Below are 16,925 nucleotides of genomic sequence, written 5' to 3'. Positions count from 1 at the left end.
ATAACAAGCCGTGAATTAAGATTCCACATCGGAATCTCCAGTACAGGGAGGAATGATGAAGGCTAAGGATTTGATGATCCCAATTCAGGATTATTTGAGACCGGAAAATACCTTAAAAGAGACAGTAAATCTCTTAAGAACTGCAAGAAGAGATGAAGAAAGAGTAGGGGTTAAGGGATTACCGGTTCTTGATGAAAAAGGAAGGCTTATAGGTATGCTCTCAATGAGGGATATTTTAAAAGCAGTCTTCCCTTTTTATCTTACCATGATGGATTTAGGTGATTTCACATGGGACGGAATGATAGAAAGCATAGCTAAAAGATTATCGGACAGACTGGTCAGGGATATTATGAGCAAGATTGTAATAACCGTAGATGAAGAAGCACCCTTAATGGAATGCGTTGATCACATGATTAAGCACAATATCAAGAGACTGCCAGTAGTGGACAGATCTGGTAAAGTTGTGGGGATGCTTTATGAAAGGGATGTATTCTTTGCAATAACAAAGGCAATGCTCGAAGAAAACTCTGGAGGTAGGAAATGACACAGGAAGCAACATCACAGCCATTTGTAATGGATACGGCCTTCTGGACTGCAACAACGATTTTTTTATTGACCTATGCGATAATCATATCAGAAAAGATACATAAGACCGTAATTGCGGTTTTTGGTGCTGCTTTAATGCTTGTATTTAAAATACTTAATCAGCATGAGGCATTTCATGCAGAGGAATTCGGTATTGACTGGAATGTTATATTCCTTCTTATCTCAATGATGGTTATAATCAATCTTATGCGTCCAACAGGGTTATTTGAGTATATCGCTATTAAGAGCGCAAAATGGGGTAAGGGAGAGCCTTTCAGGATAATGGCAATTTTTGCCGTTGTTACAGCAGTCCTAAGTGCATTTCTAGATAATGTCACAACAGTTCTATTAATTACACCGGTCACATTGCTTATAGCAGATGCACTCGAGGTTGACCCCATACCTTATCTTATTTCATGCGCCTTTGCATCAAATATCGGAGGTACTGCAACACTTATAGGTGATCCACCAAATATAATGATAGCATCAAAGGCTCAACTGACCTTCATGGATTTTATCTATCACCTTACTCCTGTTATAGCTGTAATAATGGTCTTTTATATCTTTGCTATTAAACTAATCTGGGGAAAGAAGCTAAGGACAAGGGATGAACTTAAAAAGAGGATAATGGAGATGGATGAAAAGCAGGCGATAAAGGATCCGGTAATGCTAAAAAAATCTTTATTCGTCCTGGCTGTAGTGCTTTCTGGCTTTGTCTTTCATGGTATGCTTCATTTCCAGCCCGCGACAGTGGCACTTTTTGGTGCCGGACTTTTACTGCTACTTTCAAAAACCCATGAACCTTATCACATACTTGCAGAGGTAGAATGGCCCACAATCTTTTTCTTTATTGGACTGTTCATTATTATTGGCGGCGTTGTAAAAGTAGGCTTGATTAAGTGGATGTCGATTCAGGTAATTAACTTAACGCATGGTAATCTTTTTGCAACCTCAATGGTAATAATGTGGTTTTCTGCATTTGCTTCAGCAATAGTTGACAACATACCCTATGTCGCGACAATGAATCCATTGGTTATTGATATGGCTAAACAGCTCTGGCCAAATCTATCAGGAGTTCAGCTTTTACAGAATCCTGCTCTTATGCCTGTATGGTGGTCTCTGGCACTTGGTGCGTGTCTTGGAGGAAATGGGACAGCAATTGGCGCATCTGCAAATGTTATCGTTGTTGGGATGTCTGAGAAGACAGGTAGGAAGATAACATTCATGAAATTCATGGCATATGGAATGCCGATAATGATAATGACAGTGGTGGTTTCTACAGTGTATATATGGTTGAGATATTATATACTGAATATGTGACAGTTTAATTAGAGAAAAAATCTTCAAACATGGAGGCATAAAATGTTCGGTCTTGGATTACCTGAGTTGATGGTCGTACTTGTTATCACTATTCTGATCTTTGGTCCGAGCAAGCTGCCCGAGCTTGGAAAAGGTATAGGTCGGGCGATAAAGGGATTCAGGGAAGGTCTCAGCAGTGAGCCAGACACTGAGATTAAAGAAAAAGTGGATATCAAAAAAACTCAAGATTAATGCAGTGATCAGCTGATTATCTGAGCTTTGCCCTTTCTATCCTGATCCGCCTGCCCTTCAACACCATGTCATCAACAGAATGGATTACCCTTTCTGCAAGTTCTTCAGGAACCTCTACAAAGCTAAATTTCTCCAGTACATCTATATTTCCTATACTGGCAGGAGCGATCTTGGCTTCAGAAGCTATTGATTTTACAATATCTGCTACTTTTATCCTGTCCTTTTTTCCTATTGTCATGAAAAGACGGGTCATTCCATTTGAACCCGAGATTTCATCTTTTTCCTGAGCCGGCTTTGTCTCTCCATAGGCAAAATATAATGCTGCAGCAGCAATTTTCTCTAAGCTGTGTAATTTTGACAACTGATTGACAGCGGATACATAATCCAAGTGTTTGTTGTACTTTATTATCTCTTCTATCTCCTTATGTATCTTTTTCTGTCTTGCCTTAATAACCTCTTCTCTGGTTGGTAATTTTTTTCTATCAATCACTGTTTTTGCAGATTTCTCTATAAGTTTTAGATGTCTGTATTCCCTGGATGTTACAAAGGTGATCGCTATACCTGCCTGTCCAGCTCTTCCTGTCCTTCCAATCCTGTGTATATATCTTTCAGGATTCTGGGGTATGCTGTAGTTAATAACATGGGTTACATCCTTTATATCCAGTCCCCTTGCAGCAACATCAGTTGCAACGAGTATATCAAGCATACCTTTTTTAAACTTTCCAATTATTGCTTCTCTCTTGCTCTGTGTATGGTCACCATGGAGTGCACCAGCACTGTATCCCATCTCATTGAGTTTCATTGAGATCTCATCAACCTCTTTTTTTGTATGACAGAATACCATGGCAAGCCTCGGATTTTCCACATCAAGGAGCCTGGAAAGGGCATTTAATTTATCCTCTTCTTTTACTTCATAAAAAATCTGCCTTATCTCAGGAACAATGATCTCCTCGGTATTTATCCTCACCTTTTCAGGGTTTTTCATATATCTTTTAGCAATATTTATTATTGGTAAGGGCATGGTGGCTGAAAACAGCAGTGTCTGGTGTTCTGATGTTATATTTTTTAATATGGTCTCAATATCTTCTATGAATCCCATGTTAAGCATCTCATCAGCCTCGTCAAGTACCACTATCTTGATATCAGAAAGAGACAGGGTATTTCTATTTATGTGATCTATTAATCTTCCCGGAGTTGCAACAAGGATATTAACTCCATTTTTTAAAGCCCTTACCTGTCTTTCCAGGGATGCACCACCGTAAACTGGTAGGATCCTCAATTTTCTGTATTTGCCTATATTATGAATCTCCTGAGATACCTGAAGGGCCAGTTCCCTTGTTGGTTCAAGTATTAATGCAAACGGATTTTTACCCTTTTTGCATCTCTCTACAATCGGTATGCCAAAGGCAGCGGTCTTACCAGTGCCTGTCTGTGCCTGACCTATGATGTCTCTGCCTTTGAGTATCAGGGGAATAGCAAGGGTCTGAACAGGGGTGGGCTCCTCAAAGCCCATCTCATAAAGAGCCTTGATAGTCTCCTCACTTAAAGAAAAATCTTTAAACTTCATTTTTATCCTCTCTTATCGTTAAAATAAAAAACCTCAGGGGTTTCTACCAATCCCCTGAGGGATAAGCTGAAACTTTTACTATAATAACGTTTATTCTTTTATAATGTCAAATGTGTCAGATAGATAGAAAGGAAAATTCAAAAAGCAAATCTCGTTAAAAATTCTTGAATTTTTTATGGTATAATGAAAAAAAGTTTAAAGGCCCTATAAGGAGGTTAGGCCATGAAAGGAACCAGGTTAGTGCCAATTTTTATTACTCTGATATTCTTTGTTTTTGCAATCACCTCTGCAGTCAGTTCAGAGAACACAGAGCTTATTAAAGGCAAACTCATTAGTGTTGATAAAGCAAAGAAGACAATTGTTGTCCAGGACAAAAACGGTGCAGAAGTAACAATAATTTTTGAGGATGATGCGGTATTTTCAAGAATTGAGAGACTTAAGATAGAGATAGGAGAGAAGGTATCTGTAAGATATATTATTAAAGATGGAAAGAAGATTGGAACCTATATCAGGAGTCTCAGAGGCTGTTAAGGGATGGGACTTGCTGAGATAATAAAACAATATCTCAGAAAAGGGGAATCAGGAGTTATTTCAGTTAAACTTCAGAATGAGAATCATCTCCTCAAGGTATATATAGAAAATGGAGAGGTCATGTATGTAACTTTAGGAACTTTTAAAAATGAGGAATGTTTTTCAAAGTTAAAGAATGCTGTTCCTATTGAACATTTTTTTCTTAGAGGCGTAACCCCTCCTCAAAAGATAGAAGGTGGATGCACGGATAAATTCATAGATGCCCTTGGTTTACCTTCAGCAGAATCCCTTAAAACAAAAACGGGGATGATGATCACTCCAGAAAAGATTCAGAAACTCGAGAAAGAGTTTATTGAACTAATAGGTCCTATAGGTAAATTGATAATAGATGATCTTTTTTCAAAAATTTCATATTCCAGAGGTAATTCCATGCCAGAGGATGAATACAAGATTTTTGTAGATTCACTGATAAAGGAGTTACCTGCTCATGAGCAGGAAAAGTTTAGTTCAAAATATAAAATATAAGGGGTGAAGAATGTTCGGGAATCTCAAATTAAGGAAAAGCTTCACACTGATAATGGTTATTGTTTACATCGTTTCACTTCCTTTAATCATCCTGATAAGTTACCAGGTCCTTTTAAAAAATGCAGAGAAGGAAAGTATTGAGAGAGCACAGATGATGCTCAGAGCCATGGATGCTATAAAGCAATATGTTGGTGGCACCATGAGACCGGTGCTTGAAGAGTTTACAGATAAAGAACCTGTTGAGCTTACCTCAGGTTTTTATGTAATAAGAGAGATATCAGATATAATTACAGAATCTGATAGGCAGTACTCTTTTAAATTCGCATGTCTTAATCCTCTCAATCCGGTCAATAAGGCAAATCAGTTTGAGACAGATAAGATTAATGATTTCAGGACTGGAAAGCTCAGAGAGCAGTGGCGTGGCTTTATCGATACACAGCACGGCAGTTCTTATGTAATAATGACCCCTATTGTGGTTGAGGCTTACTGTCTCAGGTGTCATGGAGACCCTGAGATGGCAACAGAGGACCAGCGAAGAAGATATGGCACCACCTCGGGATATAACTGGAAGGATGGAGAGATTATAGGCGCCAATACTGTATATGTGCCAGCAGATGTACCTATTCAGAATGCCATGAGGGCACTTATGATATTTTCTATTGTGTACAGTCTTCTATTCCTCATTATAATCTTAGTTATCGACAGGCTGATCAAGAGCAGTATCATAAAACCCATCGAGGAACTCGTTGAAACTGCCGATGAGATAAGTAGAGGTAATTTTGAGAGAGATTTTGTTGTGAAAGGAGAAAATGAGATAAAGACTCTTGCAAATGCCTTTACGAGGATGAAGTTGAGCCTCATGAAGGCAATGGATATTTTGAGGAAGAAATAATCAATGCCAAAGGGAAATGTAATTGTCATTGATGACAGTGCTACCGTAAGAAAGTTAGCAGAAGTTGTATTAAAGGAAAATGGATACAATGTCTTTACAGCAGAGGATGGTGAGAAAGGTCTCGATATTGCACAGAAAGTCTCCCCATCTCTCATTCTTGTAGACTTCGTTATGCCAAAAATGAATGGCTATCAGTTCTGCAAACTTGCCAGAAAGAATCCTTCACTTAAAGATGTGCCAATAATTCTTATTACGGCTAAAGGAGAAGCTGTTGGAGAGAAATTTACAGAAGAGTTCGGAGTTATTGATTATTTTATTAAGCCCTTTCAGCCAGAGGAACTTGTTGAGAAGGTAAATTCTATATTGAGCCCTGAAGAGGAACTCGAAGGTATCGCAGAGGTTGTTGAAGAGACTGAGGTAGTTACCGAGAGTGCGGTGGAGGAGACTATAGACAGACTTTTGAGCAGGTATCTTTACAAAGAGCTTCCCGTTCTGATACAGAGGACACTTTCTGATATTCTCAAACATTCAGGAGTTGTAAAGACCTCCAGCATAATCTTGAGCGGTGATCTATCAGATTTCAGTGTTTCAGATCTTTTACAACTTCTTGATTCCACGAAGGCAACAGGGAAACTTTCGCTTTACTCTCCGCTCATGACAGCAGAGATATATTTTGATAAAGGAAATATCTATTATGCTTCTACAAGCAAGCAGGGCAGGAGTTTACTTTCAGGAGAGATAATAGAGAAAAAACTGAATGTCTCAAGAGAGGCCTTTTACAGGGCTTACAGGACAGCCAAGAAATCAGGTATACCGATTCTCAGGGCCTTTGTTGATGAAAAAATATTAACAGAGTCTGAAATTATGAAGATTCTCGAGGAACGAACCAGAGAAGCCGTATACTCCTCAATGGAGCTTGATAGCGGAAATTTTTTCTTTGAGAGGATGCAGATTCCACCTCATCTTACTGATGTAAAGGTTCGAATTCCGGCATCTCATCTTATACTTGAAGGAGCAAGAAGGGTTGATGAAAGGAAATATGCAGCCAAGATGTTCCAGGACCCTGACATAATATTTATAAGGCTCATGACAGATGTTGCTCTTGAAGATATAAATCTTGATGATAACGAGCTCAGGATATTTTCCCTTATTGACGGAAAAAGAACCCTCAATGATATAATTAAAATGAGCGGAATGGAGGAAAACGAAGTGAAACGAATTATTTATACACTTACAAGGGCAGGAATTCTCAGGAGAAAGGGGAAATAGGAGGCATGTCAAGAATTCTCATTGCAGAGGACAGCCCTACAGATATTCATTTTATAAAAAGCGTACTCTCACAGACAGGCCATGAACTTGTTGTTGTAACGGATGGTGAAGAGGCAGAAAGACTTGTGAGATCTGAGCCATTTGATCTGATTATCCTTGATGTAGTTATGCCAAAGAAAAATGGTTTCCAGGTCTGTAGAGATATAAAGCGTGATGAAAAGCTCAAGAACATTCCTGTGATTCTTCTTACCTCCAAGGATCAGCCGAGTGATAGACTCTGGGGAACAAAACAGGGAGCTGATGAATATCTCACCAAGCCCTGTGAACCCCTTGAACTTCTTTTGACCGTAAAAAAACACCTCGGTGGATGAGATAGCAAAGAAAGAGAATGAGTTCCAAGAGGAAATAAAGAGACCCTCTTACTGCTCCTTTAGGAGAGGGACGAGTGTTTATTATATTCCTGTTGATATCTTAAAAGAGGTGGTGGAGGTCAAAGAAATCTTTCCTGTACCCCTTGCCCCGCATTATATAAGAGGAGCAATACCCCTAAGGGGAACTGTTATCCCAGTTATTGACCTCAATAGATTGGAACGAAGGACCGATACAGCCGTAGAACCTGATATGCTAATGGTTGTTGAGGTAAGGGGGGAACTGATAGGATTTCTTTCCGAAGGTCTTCCGAATTTTGTATTCGCAGAGTCAGTTCCTGAGGATGGTATCATTGATATAAATAAGTTCTTTGAGACCTATATGGTGAGGAATACCGCCTGATGTCATACGACACTTCGGGACTTCTTGAGTTCTTTCTCCAGGAGGCAGAGGAGCACATTCATAACCTTGAGGAAGGAATATCCGGTCTCGAACAGGATGTAGACACATCATCAATAGAGTCTCTCTTCAGATCCGCCCATACACTCAAGGGAGCAGCTGCTCTGGTAAAACTCAATGGTATAAGCAGAATAGCCCATAGGATGGAAGATATTCTTGAAGAAATAAAGGATGGTAAAAGAAAGGTTACCAGCTCTATCAGAGACCTTCTGCTTTACGGGCTTGATGCAATAAAGAATGAAGTAAGAAGGATATCATCAGGCGAAAAAGAGACCCCTGGCAGGGATGAAGAGATTATAAAATACATAGAAGCATCACTGAAGAGTTCAGAAGAGAAAACAGTTGAGACTTCTGGCTCTGAAGTGGAACCGGTTAATACAATTAAAGACCGAGCTCTCGAACCTCCAACTCTGCAGCACGAGATTATAACTCCTGCAGCAGAAAAAAGATTAAGCATAGGGAGGAGAAAGGAAGATATTGACCTTTTTACAGGAAATTTTGTCAGAGTGCACATCGCCCAGATAGAGAATATACTGAATCTTATTGGAGAGATAACTATTAAGAAGAATTATCTCCTTCAGAAGATTAAAAAAAAATCAGACCTTTCCGAAGAGATAACTATTGCCGGTGCCAGGCTCCTTAAAGAGGTTAATTCCTTTTCAGAACGTTATTCCTATTCCCTACCCGGAAGTGTTAGATATGTTGATCCTCTGCTTGCTGAATTTGGAGAGCTGGAATTTGACAGATATGATGATCTGAACCTTTTCTCAAGAAAACTTCAGGAGATGATTGCCGACATAACAGAGGCCCTTAAGAGCCTTTCAGAATTTTTTGATGAATTCGGTGATGATCTAAAATCAGTGGATAATCTTATTAAACTCCTCAGAACAGAGATATCAGAGATGAGGATGATAGAGATCGGAAGGCTCTTCCAGAGATTTTCCAGACCAGTAAAAGAGATGGCTGAACAGTATGGTAAGGAAGTGGAGCTTCTTATTAATGGTGGAGATACAAAGATTGATAAGGTTATATTTGAGAGACTCTTTGATCCTCTGATGCATCTTATCAGGAATGCTATTATACATGGTATAGAAAGACCTGAAGAAAGAAGGCAGAAAGGAAAAAAAGCTACCGGTGTTATTATGTTGAGCGCAAGAAGAGAGGGTGCTCTCGTTCTTGTTGAGGTGCATGATAATGGAAGGGGTATACCCACATACAGGATCTTTGAGGAAGCTGTAAAACTCGGGCTCATGAGGCCTGATTACAGGCCTTCCAAACAGGAACTACTGAGTCTTATATTTATGCCGGGCTTTACGACAAGTACCGCAGCTGATATGGGTTCAGGAAGGGGTATGGGTCTGGATGCCGTTAGAAATCTGATAGCCCAGATCAGCGGATCCATAGAGGTTGATTCTGAGGTTGGTATGGGAACTACCTTTACAATAAAGGTTCCCACCTCTCTTGCTATAACTAATGTAATAGTTGTAAAGGCAGGTAATACAGAATTTGCAATTCCCATGAATTTTGTTGACGAGGTTACAGAGATTGATCTCGAGGATGGATTAAGGTTGTTTAATTACAGAGGCGTAGAGATAGAAATAAAAAGACTTTCAAATGTCCTTGGTCTTGTTGATGAGAGGTCCGAAAAAAAACCGCTTATTATCTGCAATCTAACAGACAGAAGGGCCGGGCTTGTTGTTGATGAAATAGCAGGCCAGGAGGAGACCATAATTAAGCCCATGAATAAATTTCTTTCAGGTCTTTCTGTTTATTCAGGCTCAACGATCTCAGGAGACGGAAAACTGAGATTTGTTCTAAACCCTCTGGGCATATTCAGGTCTGAGATAAAAACCGCCCTGGTTTTAGAAGAAAAACAGAAAGAAGATTCAAAGACCGTACTTGTGGTGGATGATTCTCTAAGTGTGAGGAAATATCTTACAGCCTTTTTTGAAAGAATGAAATTAAAGGTTCTTACTGCTACAAATGGAGCTGAAGCACTGGATATTCTTAAAGACCATAACGTTGACCTTCTAATAACAGATCTTGAGATGCCCGTTATGCACGGCTATGAACTGATTCACAGGATCAGGACCTCGCAAAAGTGGAGAGATATTCCGGTTGTGGTGCTAACGTCAAGGAGTGCTGAGAAGCACAGGATCAAGGCCTTACAGAGTGGTGTGAAGGACTTTATTGTTAAGCCCTTTGAAGAAAAGGCAATGCTTGAGATCTTAAGAAAATATTTATCCCTTTCATAGAGCAGAAAGTTTTTTATTTCAGTAGCCCAAATATCCTTGTAAGTAATTCAGGGGAATTCTCATTGAGAAGTATTTATAACAAAGAAGGATGATTGTTACTGTATTTAATTTTTTTAAAATTCAAGCCATGAAACCTAGCTATTTTTGAGCTCTTATGTTATACAGATGTATTATATTTCCTGCCGTGCCTACTTGTTAAGCAGTCTTAATTGATTCTTCAGATGCTTCACCACAATCGGGCAGTTTCTTATGCTGTTTTATTCAAACTTTCCATAGACTTTATAATTTATCGAAAATCCCGTCTTCAGATTTTTTCCTAAGGACTGAAATATCAACATTACTTTTCAGTATATTATAGTATCAAGAAAGCACAGGCGTAAGCATTAAGGAGTTCTCGAAAAGAGTCTTCTGACATATTCAGCATGGTTAGTTCTCTTTTTTCGACAGTAATGGCTCCTGTGAGAATATTCCTTGTGCCGAGGAGTACAGGAGGGTAAACAGCGGTCCTTTTCTTATTCTTGAGAACAATTCCTCTCTTATAATCTGATGGACTATACAGAGAGGATGCATGATGCCTTCTCTTTTAAAGCTCTTTTCGTATTCCTTTAAGAAGGTATCATCTCTGATTTCCTCAAAAAAATGAACAAAGGGGCATGTGGTGCTTATTAGAACCTCTCTTTTTACAGAATCATACCTGATCAAATTTCCGTCAAGCTTTTTAAGGAACAGGTTGTCCTTAATATCTTCTGATTCGCTGATATTATTGAGCTCATCAAGGTCAACATTGGCTACAAGATTCTGTATGAATCTTCGAACAAAATCTCTTGCCAGTATCCTTAATGAAGAGACCTTGAGAGTTATGTTCTCACTTTTATTGATTATTTCTGAAATTCTCTGAAGATAGGGTCTGAAATGAATTGCTAATTCCATATACCTAAAAAATTTTTTATGCCTCTACCTTAAACTTTTTAACTGAGCCCATGAGTCTGTCGGATGTTCCAGAAAGGGTTCTTGCTACATCCCTGAAATCATGCACGAGCTTGAGCATTTGAAGAGATATCCTTTGCACCTCTTCCATTGAGAGAACAACCCTTGAGCTCAATTCCTTCTGACCCTCTGAGGCTTCATGTATTTCTTCAATTAGAGTGCTTATCTTTTTTATAATATCCTCTATCTCTGTAAAGACCTTTCCTGTCTCCTGTGCTGTCCTTGTTTCCTTTTCAACAAATCCTGTAGCCTCCTCAAGATGTCTTGTAACCTCTCCTGATTCTGTCTGGATTGCTCCAATGATATCACCTATTTGTTTTGTTGATTTTGCTGCTCGCTCAGCAAGTGCCCTTATCTCTTCTGCTATGACAATGAATCCTTTACCCTGCTCACCTGCCCTTGAGGCCTCTATGGAGGCATTGATAGCAAGGAGATTTGTCCTGTTGGCTATTTCTGTAATGAGACCTGATATAGTTCCTATCTCCATAAGTTTTTCAGAAAGAAATTTCATTCTCTTATTGATTGCCTGTATGGTGACCCTTATCAGCTGTATTCCATCAATTGCTTCAAGAACTGTCTTTGAACCCCTTGAGGTTGCCTCTGTTGCTAGAGATGCTATCTGATGTGCCTCTGATGTTTTTTCACTAATTGCCATTGCTGAACGCGCTGCCTCATCGGTTGCTTCTGTTGCCTTTTTTACCTCTCCCATCTGGATCTCTGCACCCTTTTCCATTTCTTTCAGGATATTCAGTATTCTTGTCGCCTCTCTGGAGACTCCTTCAACAGAGCCCTTAACATCATTTACAAGTTCTGTGAGACCTTCTACCATGAGATTGAAGGCGTCACCAAGGGAACCAAATACATCAGGTGTAACCTCAGCCCTTTGAGTGAGGTCTCCCTCGGATGCAGCGCTCAGGAGATTAAGAAAGTTTACTATATTTTCCTGCATCCTTTCTCTTTCTTCTGCTGTCAGCACAAGGCCTTTAAGTTTTTGCTGTGTTTCATTAAATACCCGTGCTATCTTACCAAATTCATCCTTCGATCTTATTTTTATCTCTACACTTTCACCCCTTCCGAATCTCTCTATACCTGACATCAGGTCCTTCAGAGGATTAAGTATCCTTGAAGAAATAAAAAATGATAGTAATAGACCAAGAGACAGGGCTATTCCGTAGACTATAAGCAGATCTCCGCTCTCTTCTTTTATAAGCTCAAATGTTGAGGGTTTCTTAAAACCTATTGTCAGGTATCCATAGTCTCCTATAGGTGATATTATGCTATAGTGTCTTCCAAAATCCTGAAGGATAAATTCCTCTGCGACCGGCCGACCTTCCCTTATGATTGATAGCAGTTCCTGTGGTACATCGCTTCTGAATGTATGGTGTATAACCTTTCCATCAGCATCTGTAAATACTGCATAAAGGACATCCTTTGAACTTTTAACCTCATCTGTCAGGATCTTAAGGCCATTGCGATCGTCTGTTATGAGAAGGTCAAGTGCCTGTGATGCCCGGAAGGATGAGAAGAGCTTGTATTTTTCCGAGGATGTTTCTTCAATCTTCTCAGCCATCTCGATGACATGGTAGATAAATACTCCCGTTGCTGATAGGAGAGTGAGTCCCAAGAGGGTAAGTAATATCTTTACTCTGATAGAAAGTCCTTTCATTTTACATCTCCTGTCTTACTGGAATATAATCAAGATTTTTTACAATATTCTGCCCTTTATCTGAGAGTAGTAATTCTATAAATTCTTTTATGTCGCCAGCTGGCCGTCCTTTTGTTATAAGATTAAGAGGTCTCATTAAGGGATAGATTTTGTTTTTAACATTTTCTTTTGAAGCTTCTACACCATCAAGCTTAATCCTTTTTATCTTTTTGAGTTTTCTTGCAGCCTTCTCTGCTGTGACTATTGATACATATCCAATAGTACCGGGTTCAGCTGAGACTGCCCCAATAACCTCACTGTCCTGACCGATTATTCTGGCACCTGTTTCTGAATATTCTTTATCACCCTTTATTTTATAATACATCAGATTTTCTTTCTTAGTTACTTCCATTTTAAAGTGTTCAAGAAACAAATCAAGAGTAGAGCTGCCAGATTCCTTGCTTATAAGTTTAATAGGTCTGTCAGATCCGCCAAGCTCCTTCCAGTTTCTGATTTTGCCAGTGTAAATATCTATTATCTGTTTTGAGCTTAGATTATCAACAGGATTCTCTTTATTCAAAATTATTGCTATTCCTTCGTAGCCAATGGTATGTACAATAAGATCACGGTATTTCTTCTTTTCCTCTGGATAAATGTTTCTTGATGCTGTTCCTACATCAACAGCCCCTTGGCCAGCACCTTCTATACCTTTTGTTGAACCGCCACCTTCAACAATTATTCTTATATTATGGTTTTTTCCGTAGATACGTGCTGCAATGGTGGCTACAGGATGGAGAGTACTTGACCCTCTAATTCTTAGAATTTTTTGTGCATGGGCAATGGTATCTGTGAGAATAAGAAAGGATAGAAAAGCAGCTATTGTAATGAAAGACCTCTTATAATTCATCAAAGCTCCTTTTTTATTTGATACTATAGCAAAAATTATAGAAGTATTCAACTTAAGGCCTTCTCATCTTGAAGTTTTATCTATCGTTAAAGTCATTTTCCATATATTTTAAAACTTATTCAGGAATTTAAAGCGAATGTGTCAAATTTATGATTTTGCGGGATTTTGAAGATATAATGAAGAGGGCTGAAGTTTATCTCAGCCCTCTTAAAACTTTTATAAGGTTTACTTTACAGCCTTCCTTTTACCAGATTATCCACAACAGAAGGGTCAGCAAGGGTTGAGGTATCACCGAGGTCTTCAATATCTCCGCGAGCTATTTTTCTCAGGATTCTTCTCATTATCTTTCCACTTCTTGTCTTTGGAAGGCCTGGTGCAAACTGAAGTTTATCAGGTGTGGCTATAGGACCTATCACGGTCCTGACATGGCCGACCAGTATCTTCTTGAGTTCTTCAGAGGGTTCATAACCTTCTTTAAGTGTCACATAGCAGTAAATACCTTCACCCTTGATCTCATGAGGGAACCCCACAACTGCTGCCTCTGCAACTGATTCATGGCTCACAAGGGCTGATTCTATCTCAGCAGTGCCGAGTCTGTGGCCTGATACATTTATAACGTCATCAATCCTTCCCATTAGCCAGTAATCACCATCTTCATCAACCCTTGCTCCATCACCTGTAAAGTATTTGCCAGGGAATCTTGAGAAATATACTTCCTTTATCCTTTTGTTTTCAGGATCACCATATGTTCCTCTGAGAATGCCTGGCCAGGGCTTCTCTATAACAAGATAACCACCTTCATTCACCCCTGCTGGTGAACCATCTTCTTTCAGAACCTTGGGAACAACTCCAAAGAAGGGTCTGTTTGCAGACCCTGGTTTTAATGTCATTGCACCAGGAAGTGGCGTTATAAGTATTCCACCTGTCTCCGTCTGCCACCAGGTATCAACAATGGGTAATTTGCCCTTTCCAACATGGGTATGATACCAGATCCATGCCTCTGGATTTATAGGTTCTCCCACCGAACCCAGAAGTCTTAATGATGACAGGTCATGTTTGTGAACCCAGTGTTCACCTTCTCTCATCAATGCCCTTATAGCTGTTGGTGCAGTGTAGAAGATTGATACCTTGTGTTTATCACATATCTGCCAGAACCTTCCGGGATCAGGATAGGTTGGTACCCCCTCAAACATGAGGCTTGTTGCTCCATTACTGAGGGGACCATAAACAATGTAGCTATGACCTGTTACCCACCCAATATCTGCTGTACAGAAATGGATGTCCTCATCATGATAGTCAAAGATGTATTTGAAGGTCATGTTTGTATAAAGCATATATCCACCAGTTGTGTGTAGCACACCTTTTGGTTTTCCTGTAGAGCCTGAGGTATAGAGGATAAAGAGCGGGTCTTCTGCATCCATCCATTCAGGTTCACAGTAGTTTTTAATGTCTGGAGCACTCATCTCCTCATGCCACCAGATATCTCTTCCAGGTTCCATGTCAGCTCCTTGTGTTCTTTTTACAACTATTACCTTTTCCACTGTCGGGCATTCCTGGAGTGCCTCATCTGCATTTGCCTTTAGTTGAACCAGTCTTTCACCTCTTACACCTCTGTCTGCTGTTATAACTAACTTTGCCTTGCAGTCCCTGTATTCTGTCCCTTAATGCCTGTGCGCTGAATCCACCAAATACAACGCTGTGAATGGCACCAATCCTTGCACAGGCAAGCATGGCAATTGGAAGCTCTGGTATCATGGGAAGGTATATGGTCACCCTGTCACCTTTTTTGACTCCATGTTTTTTAAGAACATTTGCAAATCTGTTCACCTCGCAGTAAAGTTGCTGATAGGTCAGGGTCTTATAAGAGCCATCATCAGCCTCCCAGATAATTGCTGCCTTGTTTCTTACAGGTGTATTGATGAACCTGTCAAGGCAGTTATAGGAGGCATTGAGTTTTCCTCCTATAAACCACTTAATATAGGGTTTGTTAAAGTCATACTCAAGAACCTTTTCCCATTTCTTAAACCATGTTATGTGTTTCTCAGCCATCTCTGCCCAGAAACCCTCAGGATCTTCAATAGATCTTCTGTACATCTCCTCATATTGCTTCATACTTTTTATATGAGCCTTTTCGGAGAATTCTTTTGAGGGTGGAAAGGTTCTTTTTTCAGCAAGTAATACATCAATCTTTTCTGCGATAACCTTTTCTGCCATTTTAACCTCCTCCAGATTGATTTTAATAGCCCTACCCTAGGGGTAGGGCATTGATTTTTAAGCTTCTCTTGGATACCTGAGGCTTTCAACCATCTCCTGAACCTCCTTAGGAGGCTCTTTGGTGAGTTTAGATATTATAATTGTAACAACAAAGTTTATGAGCATTCCGATTGTGCCAATCCCTTCAGGAGATATACCGAGGAACCAGTGTTCTGGTGTGTTAGCTGCAGGATTAACAAATTTGAAGTAAATAATATAAGCTGCCGTAAAGGTTATACCTGTAAGCATTCCTGCAATGGCTCCCTCCTTTGTTGTCCTTTTCCAGAATATTCCAAGCAGTATCGCAGGGAAAAAGGATGAAGCTGCAAGCCCGAAGGCAAAGGCTACAACCTGAGCAACAAATCCCGGTGGATTAATACCGAAATAGCCAGCAATAATTACTGCAAGGCCTGCTGCAATCCTTGCCCAGACAAGTTCTGTTTTTTCCGATATCTTTGGTGCAATCACATTCTTAATGAGGTCATGGGAAAGGGCAGAGGAGATAACAAGAAGAAGTCCTGCTGCAGTTGAAAGGGCTGCGGCAAGTCCACCTGCTGCAACAAGGGCAACTACCCAGGCAGGAAGTTTTGCAATTTCTGGATTTGCAAGAACCATTATGTCCCTGTCAACATAAAGTTCATTTGGAGATGCTGGATTTGCTTCTGTTTTGACAACCCTTTCTCCGTGCGGTCCGATTAAAGGCTTACCTGTTTCATCCTTTGCAAACTCAAGTTTGCCTTTTAAGGCCTCACCTTTGCCGAACTGTATCTTGCCATCACCATTTTTATCTTTCCATGCAACGAGACCTGTCTTTTCCCAGTTCTTGAACCAGGATGGTGCCTCTTCATAGGTCTTGTTGTGAAGGGTCTGTATAAAGTTAAGTTTGGCGAAGGCTCCTACAGCAGGTGCTGTTGTGTAGAGTATTGCTATGAATAGAAGTGCCCATCCAGCTGATGCTCTGGCTCCCTTTATGGTTGGTGTTGTAAAGAATCTGATGATAATATGGGGTAGTCCGGCAGTTCCGACCATCAGTGCAAAGGTAATTGCAAAGACGTCTATAGTTGCCTTTGTGCCGCCTGTATAGGCCGGCAGTCCAAGGTCTATCTGTATCCTGTCTCTTATACACATCT

The 16,925-nt window shown here is 39.9% G+C and carries 17 protein-coding genes; 10 read left to right on the top strand and 7 right to left on the bottom strand.

The window, feature by feature from the left end; all coding sequences use genetic code 11:
* The first annotated feature begins 55 nt into the window (after positions 1-55).
* The 3 genes from N2257_03345 to tatA are packed head-to-tail and all read left to right on the top strand — an operon-like array spanning position 56 to position 2,136.
* Positions 56-544 (top strand): CBS domain-containing protein, encoded by a 489-nt coding sequence (locus tag N2257_03345; GenBank protein MCX7793429.1) that lies wholly within the window; start codon positions 56-58, stop codon positions 542-544.
* Positions 541-1,905 carry an ArsB/NhaD family transporter gene (locus N2257_03340; protein ID MCX7793428.1) on the top strand — a complete coding sequence of 455 codons (1,365 nt, stop codon included), beginning with the start codon at positions 541-543 and terminating at the stop codon, positions 1,903-1,905. The genes N2257_03345 and N2257_03340 overlap by 4 nt, the downstream gene beginning before the upstream one ends.
* A gap of 42 nt (positions 1,906-1,947) precedes the next feature.
* Entirely contained in the window at positions 1,948-2,136 is a 189-nt protein-coding gene (gene tatA / locus N2257_03335) for a twin-arginine translocase TatA/TatE family subunit (GenBank protein ID MCX7793427.1), read from the top strand.
* 16 nt (positions 2,137-2,152) lie between these two features.
* Here the strand turns inward: tatA and N2257_03330 are convergent, their stop codons facing one another.
* Positions 2,153-3,703: a DEAD/DEAH box helicase gene (locus N2257_03330; protein MCX7793426.1), complete on the bottom strand. Its 1,551-nt coding sequence runs from the start codon at positions 3,701-3,703 to the stop codon at positions 2,153-2,155.
* Positions 3,704-3,925: 222 nt separating this feature from the next.
* Here N2257_03330 and N2257_03325 point away from each other — a divergent pair, with 222 nt between their 5' ends.
* From N2257_03325 to N2257_03295, 7 genes are read left to right on the top strand one after another with little or no spacing between them, the layout of a single operon-like run.
* Positions 3,926-4,234, top strand: a complete 309-nt coding sequence (locus N2257_03325) for a hypothetical protein (GenBank protein ID MCX7793425.1) — start codon at positions 3,926-3,928, stop codon at positions 4,232-4,234.
* A 3-nt stretch (positions 4,235-4,237) separates the two neighbouring features.
* Positions 4,238-4,759, top strand: coding sequence for a hypothetical protein (locus N2257_03320; GenBank protein ID MCX7793424.1), 522 nt, complete (start codon positions 4,238-4,240; stop codon positions 4,757-4,759).
* 10 nt (positions 4,760-4,769) lie between these two features.
* Positions 4,770-5,651, top strand: a complete 882-nt coding sequence (locus N2257_03315; protein MCX7793423.1) for a DUF3365 domain-containing protein — start codon at positions 4,770-4,772, stop codon at positions 5,649-5,651.
* A gap of 3 nt (positions 5,652-5,654) precedes the next feature.
* Positions 5,655-6,920: a response regulator gene (locus N2257_03310; GenBank protein ID MCX7793422.1), complete on the top strand. Its 1,266-nt coding sequence runs from the start codon at positions 5,655-5,657 to the stop codon at positions 6,918-6,920.
* 5 nt (positions 6,921-6,925) lie between these two features.
* Positions 6,926-7,291, top strand: coding sequence for a response regulator (locus tag N2257_03305; protein ID MCX7793421.1), 366 nt, complete (start codon positions 6,926-6,928; stop codon positions 7,289-7,291).
* On the top strand, positions 7,284-7,691 hold the full coding sequence (locus N2257_03300) for a chemotaxis protein CheW (GenBank protein MCX7793420.1): 408 nt from the start codon (positions 7,284-7,286) through the stop codon (positions 7,689-7,691). The genes N2257_03305 and N2257_03300 overlap by 8 nt, the downstream gene beginning before the upstream one ends.
* Complete coding sequence (locus tag N2257_03295; protein ID MCX7793419.1) at positions 7,691-10,003, top strand: response regulator; 2,313 nt, start codon at positions 7,691-7,693, stop codon at positions 10,001-10,003. Before N2257_03300 ends, N2257_03295 begins: the two co-directional genes overlap by 1 nt.
* A 426-nt stretch (positions 10,004-10,429) precedes the next feature.
* On the opposite strand, the gene N2257_03290 is transcribed toward N2257_03295, so the two are convergent.
* The 6 genes from N2257_03290 to N2257_03265 form a co-directional block, all read right to left on the bottom strand.
* Entirely contained in the window at positions 10,430-10,933 is a 504-nt protein-coding gene (locus N2257_03290; protein MCX7793418.1) for a hypothetical protein, read from the bottom strand.
* Positions 10,934-10,949: 16 nt separating this feature from the next.
* Positions 10,950-12,656, bottom strand: coding sequence for a methyl-accepting chemotaxis protein (locus N2257_03285; GenBank protein MCX7793417.1), 1,707 nt, complete (start codon positions 12,654-12,656; stop codon positions 10,950-10,952).
* Position 12,657: 1 nt separating this feature from the next.
* On the bottom strand, positions 12,658-13,542 hold the full coding sequence (locus tag N2257_03280) for a phosphate ABC transporter substrate-binding protein (GenBank protein ID MCX7793416.1): 885 nt from the start codon (positions 13,540-13,542) through the stop codon (positions 12,658-12,660).
* Positions 13,543-13,772: 230 nt separating this feature from the next.
* The gene (gene acs / locus N2257_03275) at positions 13,773-15,134 is read right to left on the bottom strand and encodes an acetate--CoA ligase (GenBank protein ID MCX7793415.1); all 1,362 of its coding nucleotides are present in this window, start codon (positions 15,132-15,134) and stop codon (positions 13,773-13,775) included.
* Between the two features lie 4 nt (positions 15,135-15,138).
* Positions 15,139-15,756, bottom strand: a complete 618-nt coding sequence (locus tag N2257_03270) for an AMP-binding protein (protein ID MCX7793414.1) — start codon at positions 15,754-15,756, stop codon at positions 15,139-15,141.
* A gap of 57 nt (positions 15,757-15,813) precedes the next feature.
* Positions 15,814-16,925: VC_2705 family sodium/solute symporter (locus N2257_03265; protein MCX7793413.1), on the bottom strand; the 1,112-nt coding region annotated here is incomplete at its 5' end.

Source organism: Thermodesulfovibrionales bacterium, assembly GCA_026417875.1.
Classification (GTDB): domain Bacteria; phylum Nitrospirota; class Thermodesulfovibrionia; order Thermodesulfovibrionales; family CALJEL01; genus CALJEL01.
The sequence above is the reverse complement of the archived record's forward strand: the minus strand, read 5'-3'. Positions and strand labels throughout refer to the sequence as shown.

What these genes read in the sequence shown, in the direction of transcription:
- N2257_03345 (MCX7793429.1), top strand. Translation starts at nt 56, where the DNA reads ATGAAGGCTAAGGATTTGATGATCCCAATTCAGGATTATTTGAGACCG.
- N2257_03340 (MCX7793428.1), top strand. Translation starts at nt 541, where the DNA reads ATGACACAGGAAGCAACATCACAGCCATTTGTAATGGATACGGCCTTC.
- tatA (MCX7793427.1), top strand. Translation starts at nt 1,948, where the DNA reads ATGTTCGGTCTTGGATTACCTGAGTTGATGGTCGTACTTGTTATCACT.
- N2257_03330 (MCX7793426.1), bottom strand. Translation starts at nt 3,703, where the DNA reads ATGAAGTTTAAAGATTTTTCTTTAAGTGAGGAGACTATCAAGGCTCTT.
- N2257_03325 (MCX7793425.1), top strand. Translation starts at nt 3,926, where the DNA reads ATGAAAGGAACCAGGTTAGTGCCAATTTTTATTACTCTGATATTCTTT.
- N2257_03320 (MCX7793424.1), top strand. Translation starts at nt 4,238, where the DNA reads ATGGGACTTGCTGAGATAATAAAACAATATCTCAGAAAAGGGGAATCA.
- N2257_03315 (MCX7793423.1), top strand. Translation starts at nt 4,770, where the DNA reads ATGTTCGGGAATCTCAAATTAAGGAAAAGCTTCACACTGATAATGGTT.
- N2257_03310 (MCX7793422.1), top strand. Translation starts at nt 5,655, where the DNA reads ATGCCAAAGGGAAATGTAATTGTCATTGATGACAGTGCTACCGTAAGA.
- N2257_03305 (MCX7793421.1), top strand. Translation starts at nt 6,926, where the DNA reads ATGTCAAGAATTCTCATTGCAGAGGACAGCCCTACAGATATTCATTTT.
- N2257_03295 (MCX7793419.1), top strand. Translation starts at nt 7,691, where the DNA reads ATGTCATACGACACTTCGGGACTTCTTGAGTTCTTTCTCCAGGAGGCA.
- N2257_03290 (MCX7793418.1), bottom strand. Translation starts at nt 10,933, where the DNA reads ATGGAATTAGCAATTCATTTCAGACCCTATCTTCAGAGAATTTCAGAA.
- N2257_03285 (MCX7793417.1), bottom strand. Translation starts at nt 12,656, where the DNA reads ATGAAAGGACTTTCTATCAGAGTAAAGATATTACTTACCCTCTTGGGA.
- N2257_03280 (MCX7793416.1), bottom strand. Translation starts at nt 13,542, where the DNA reads ATGAATTATAAGAGGTCTTTCATTACAATAGCTGCTTTTCTATCCTTT.
- N2257_03270 (MCX7793414.1), bottom strand. Translation starts at nt 15,756, where the DNA reads ATGGCAGAAAAGGTTATCGCAGAAAAGATTGATGTATTACTTGCTGAA.